We start from the raw sequence: 1,727 nt of genomic DNA, 5'->3' as shown, positions 1-1,727 counted from the left end.
GGCATTCGCGATCTGAAGGATCTAGCGGAACCCGGCGTGCGGGTGATGTTGCCGCTAAGGGCTTCGCCTCCGGGTAGCGGACCGGTAAAGGGAATTTTGAAAAATTCCGGCCTTACTGAGCCGGTCATGAAAAATATGGTCGCCAACGGAGCGTGCGTTATTACCATGATGTGCGATCTCGTAGATGGCAAGGGCGATGCGTCCATCATCGAAAAGCGCCTAACGACGCACGATAGGTTTAAAGACAAGATCGAATATATGCCTATCGACGAAAAACTAATTCCGCCCGGGCCGCTTACCTTTACGCTAAATATAATGAAATACGTAAAAGACGAGAAGCTAGCCGATGACTTTGCGGACTTCGTTTGCTCCGTGGAGGGGCAGGAAATTTTCGAGCGACACGGCTTTACCTCCATCCATTCGGCGCGCGGGCTTGAACTCATAGAAAGGTTTGGTGTAAAAGATGTTTAGTATCGTAAATATGGCAAAGATGAAAAAAGTCTCTAGGCTAACTAAAATTCGTCGCTTGGTGCAGCTGATTTTTATCGGCGCGATCGGGCAATGGGCGTATTACGGGATTTTTAGATGCCCTTTTATCGTGCCTTTCGTAAACTGCCAATCCTGTCCGATCGTTACGTGCTGGGGGCGGATCGCGACCGTATTTTTCGGCTTTTGGCTGTTTATCCCCGTGCTGGTTATTTTCCTCGGGCGCGCCTTTTGCGGCTGGCTTTGCCCGGGCGGATTCATAAATCAAATGCTCGGCAAATTTGCCGCCTTTAAGCTCAAGCTAAAAAATAACAGGAAGCTACGATATGCGCAAATAGGCATGGTTCTAACCGTTTTGCTTAGCGCGGGCGTGTACTTTATCTACGGCAATCCTCGCGTTATGATCCCTATCCGCACCAGCGACGAGTATCTCAACGCCGTTATCATGTCCTTTAAATTTTCAGATTGGTACTGGGCGGTTCGCACTGCCGTCGTCGTAGCTCTTATCGCCGCGTCGTTGATCGTAGCAAATTTATGGTGTCGCTTTGCCTGTCCTAGCGGCGGCATAATGGAGCTGTTGCGTAAAATTTCAATATTTCGTGTTTATAAAACGAGCGCCTGCGATAACTGCAACGCTTGTTTGCGCAAATGCGAAATGGGCACTAGACCCGACGAGATGAACTGCACGAACTGCGGCGATTGTATGGACGTTTGCCACGCGGACGCCATCAAATTCGGAAGGAAAAAAGATTGATGAATTTTTTTGCCAAACCCTCCTTCGACAACCACCCCTGCTTTAGCAAAAAAGCGTCCGCGAGCTACGGGCGCGTGCACCTTCCCGTGGCGCCGCATTGCAATATCCAATGCAATTTTTGCAACCGCATCTACGACTGCGCAAACGAAAATCGCCCCGGCGTAACGGCAAAGGTGCAGAGCCCGGACGAGGCCGCGCTATACGTGGAAAATCTATTTAAATTTAGACAAGATATCTCGGTCATCGGTATCGCAGGGCCTGGAGATCCTATGTGCGATGCCGATAAGACCCTAGCGACCTTTGAAAAATGCAAAGCCCGCTTCCCTCACGCCCTACTTTGCCTATCTACAAACGGCCTGTCCCTGCCCGAGCACGTGGATGATATCGTGCGGATCGGCGTAAGCCACGTGACGGTGACCGTTAATGCCGTAACGCCGGGCGTAGGCGGCAAAATTTATGCGTGGGTGCGCCACAAAAACAAAATTTA

The 1,727-nt window shown here is 50.5% G+C and carries 3 protein-coding genes; all 3 read left to right on the top strand.

Features of this window, described 5'->3' with window-relative positions; translation table 11 throughout:
- The coding region (locus tag Q0101_RS08195) for a substrate-binding domain-containing protein (RefSeq protein WP_297944219.1) at positions 1-471 on the top strand (471 nt) is incomplete at its 5' end.
- Complete coding sequence (locus tag Q0101_RS08190) at positions 464-1,240, top strand: 4Fe-4S binding protein (RefSeq protein WP_297944216.1); 777 nt, start codon at positions 464-466, stop codon at positions 1,238-1,240. The genes Q0101_RS08195 and Q0101_RS08190, both read left to right, overlap by 8 nt.
- The coding region (locus Q0101_RS08185; protein ID WP_297944214.1) for a radical SAM protein at positions 1,240-1,727 on the top strand (488 nt) is incomplete at its 3' end. The genes Q0101_RS08190 and Q0101_RS08185, both read left to right, overlap by 1 nt.

This window comes from uncultured Campylobacter sp. (assembly GCF_937921625.1).
GTDB lineage: Bacteria > Campylobacterota > Campylobacteria > Campylobacterales > Campylobacteraceae > Campylobacter_B.
This window is presented reverse-complemented; position numbering and strand designations above follow the sequence as displayed.

What these genes read in the sequence shown, in the direction of transcription:
- Q0101_RS08190 (WP_297944216.1), top strand. Translation starts at nt 464, where the DNA reads ATGTTTAGTATCGTAAATATGGCAAAGATGAAAAAAGTCTCTAGGCTA.